Source organism: Streptomyces murinus (assembly GCF_002154555.1).
GTDB lineage: Bacteria > Actinomycetota > Actinomycetes > Streptomycetales > Streptomycetaceae > Streptomyces > Streptomyces murinus.
In genome coordinates this window covers 1-3,349 of the sequence record NZ_MUNF01000290.1, presented here as the reverse complement: position 1 = coordinate 3,349, position 3,349 = coordinate 1, and the positions used below count along the sequence as shown (strand labels likewise).

Genomic DNA, 3,349 nt, shown 5'->3' with positions numbered 1-3,349 from the left:
ATCGTGCACCGGGATCTGAAGCCGTCCAATGTGCTGGTGACCATCGACGGGCCGCGCGTGATCGACTTCGGCATCGCCCGCGCCCTGGAGACGGGCACGGCGGGCGGCGAGGGGCTCACCCAGACCGGGTCGCTGGTCGGCTCGCCGGGGTTCATGGCGCCGGAGCAGGTGCGCGGGGACAAGGTCACCCCGGCGTGCGACGTCTTCTCGCTCGGTTCGGTGCTGACGTACGCGGCGACCGGGCGGATGCCGTTCGGGAACGCCGGCAGCGGGGTGCACGCGCTGATGTTCCGGATCGCCCAGGAGGAGCCGGATCTGGCGGGGGTGCCGGAGGGCATCGCCGATCTGGTGCGCCAGTGCCTGCGCAAGGATCCGGCGGCCCGGCCGTCCCTGGACGCGCTGCTGGAGCGCACGGGGGCGGAGGACACGGTGTCCGACGGCCGCTCCCGCGACCCCTGGCTGCCGGGCGCGCTGGTGGCCCAACTGGGGCGGCACGCGGTGGGGTTGCTTGAGGTGGAGGAACCGGCGGCGGAGGGCCTCGCCCCGGCGGCACCGGGTGCGGGAGCCGCCGGGGACGCCGGGCCGGAGGGCGGTGGTTCGCCCGAGCACGCCGCCGTCTCGGACGGGGGCGGGACGGCCGCCGCGAAGGGGAGCGGGTCCGGTACCGAGCGGCCGCCGTCGGCGGGGGAGGGCGCGCCGCTGCCGGTAACGGCCCCCGGGGCGTACGGGGACCCCCGGCAGGAGGCCCAGCCGCACCCCCAACAGGGCGCCCGGCAGCCGTACTTCGCACCGGGCACCGCGGCCGTGCCGCCGCCGCAGCCGCCCCAGGCCTTCGGGTACGGGTACCCGCAGCAGTCGTATCCGCCGTACCCGCCCTACGCCACGGAACCCGAGCCGGAGCGGCGCAGCGGGCGGTCCACGGCCCTGCTGGTCGTGATCGCGGTGATCGTGGCGGTGGGCGCGGGCGGGTCGGTGTACGCGCTGCTGAACAGCGGGGTCGAGAGCAAGGGCGGCGGCACGGCCGGTCCCGCGCCGGCCTCGCGGTCCGCGTCGCCCACCGGTTCCGGGGAGCGCGGTCCGGACCCGTCCTCGCCCTCCGTCTCGCCCTCCTCCTCGGGCGCGGGTGCCGTCCCGGACGCCTATCTCGGGACCTGGGCGGCGACCATCGACAGCGCGAGCGGCACCAACACCCGCCGGCTCACCATCCGGCAGGGAAAGGTGGGGGAGGACGTGCTGACGCTGGAGGCGCAGGGCCCGGCGCAGGACGGTGGGATGTACCACTGCGTCTTCACGGCCGAACTCAGCCAAGCGCCGTACGCCGGGGGGCCGTTGGAGATCGGGCCGTCCGTCGTGACCAGCGGCGAGCCCGTCTCCTCGTGCTCCCCGGGCGATCCGACGGAGGTCAGCCTGCTGCCGGACGGACGGTTGCAGCGGGCGCAGCAGGGCGGCGGGGAGAGCCTGACGTACACCCGGCAGTGAGGGGATGGGCGTCGGCCAACTCCCGTGCCCCGTGGGTTGGTTGAACGTACGGCGAATTCCCGCGGACGTGTCCGGTTCGTCCTCTTGCCCGCGCGTACCGTTGCTGCCCCGATCCGGCTCCGGGGAGTTGCGGGGGCACCCAGATGGAGTGGCTGAGCGCGGAGAACATCGTCGCCGTCGGCACGGCGCTGCTGGGCATCGTCGCGTCCGCGGGCATGGTCTGGTACGAGCGCCGGGTACCGCGGCGAAAGAGGATCGGCTACCGCGTCCAGATGGACAACGCCATAGGCGACGACGTGCGTTCGGGCCGGGCCAACCGGCGGCTCGGACTGTTCGACGAGGTGCCGGGCATGTCGGACGCCACGCTGGTGCTGCTGCGCGTCGAGAACGACGGCTCGCTCGGCATCGACCGCGCCGACTACACCGGTCCCGAGGACCACGGCCTCACCGCGGTGTTCACGGACCGTACCGTCCGCGGCGTCTCGGTGACCCAGCCGAGCGACACCGGGCATCTGATGGACCACTTCGCCGCCGAGCGGGGCTTCGGCTACCAGGGCAACACCCTGCGCATCCCGCCCGTGCCGCTGAACAAGGGCGACCACTTCAAGCTGCTGGTGCTGCTGTCCGGCGGGGACGTGGGCCGGGAGATACGGCTGATCGGCGGGATCCGGGACGGCGAGGTCCACCCCAACCGCAGCGCCACCCCGGACGACAAGCCGCCGCTGTTCAGCCGGGCGTCGCGGGGCATCACCATCATGCTCACGGTGTGCGTGGTGACCCTGGCGACGATCGTCGTGGCCCGTGACGACACCCCGCCGCCGATCGGCTGCGAGAAGGGGACGCTCACGGTGATCGGGTCGACGGCGTTCGAGCCGGTGATGGAGGAGGTGGCGCGGAAGTACGAGAAGGACTGCGCGGGTGCCACCGTCACGGTCGACGCGCACGGATCGACGGCGGGGACACGGGAGTTGGCGGCGCAGGGCGCGGCGAGCCAGGGCAAGGGGTCGCCGCCGGTGGTCGCCCTCTCCGACGGGCCCCGGCCGGGCGGTCTGTCCCGGCTGCGGGAGAACCGGGTCGCGCTGTCGGTGTTCGCGCTCGTCCTCAACGACGATGTGGGGCTGCGGAACCTGTCCACGGCGGACGTGCGCCGGCTGTACGCGGGGAAGGTGTCGAACTGGGCGCAGCTGGGCGGGCGTTCGCTGCCGGTGCACCTGGTCAGCCGGGACGCCGACTCCGGGACGCGGCAGGTGTTCCAGCGGCGGGTGCTCGGCGGCGGCGAGATGGCGAACACCTCGGTGGACTGTGTGCACAAGGACTATCCCTCGGCGCCGGTGACGCGCTGCGAACTCGACTCCACGGACCAGGTGCTGGCCGAGGTCGCGCGGCTGCCCGGAGCGGTCGGCTACAGCGAGCTGAACCTCGCGGACGCCGCGAAGGGGCTGCGGGTGCTCGGCCTGGACGGGGACGCGCCGTCGGTGGACGCGATCGAGCACGACCACAGCGAGTACCCCTACCGGGAGATCGAGTACGCCTACACCTACGGCCGGCCGCCCGCCGACTCGCTGGCCTCCAGCTTCCTGACGTATCTCACCCGGGGGAACGGGCAGGACATCATCCGCACGCACGGGCATGTGCCGTGCTGGACACCGGAGGGGCTGAAGTTGTGCGCCTAGGGCCTGTCTGACAATTCCCGTCGTCGCCCGGAGGGCGGCCGCGCGGCGTCAGGTGCGTGCTCTCGGGGTGCCGGGCGTAGGCCCTCGTACTGGACGTACTTGGGTCTGCGCCCGGTGCCGCGAGAGTGCGTGCATGGCGTCGCGCGGCAGACGGGAATTGTCAGACAGGCCCTAGCTGTATTGGCCACGAGCGTTGT

General features: G+C 73.3%; 2 protein-coding genes. Both read left to right on the top strand.

The window, feature by feature from the left end; genetic code table 11:
• Positions 1–1,479, top strand: a 1,479-nt coding sequence (locus CCN72_RS18405) for a protein kinase domain-containing protein (protein WP_086808463.1), incomplete at its 5' end; no start/stop codon positions are given.
• A 143-nt stretch (positions 1,480–1,622) separates the two neighbouring features.
• Positions 1,623–3,152, top strand: a complete 1,530-nt coding sequence (locus CCN72_RS18400; RefSeq protein ID WP_086808462.1) for a substrate-binding domain-containing protein — start codon at positions 1,623–1,625, stop codon at positions 3,150–3,152.
• The last annotated feature ends 197 nt before the right edge of the window (positions 3,153–3,349 follow it).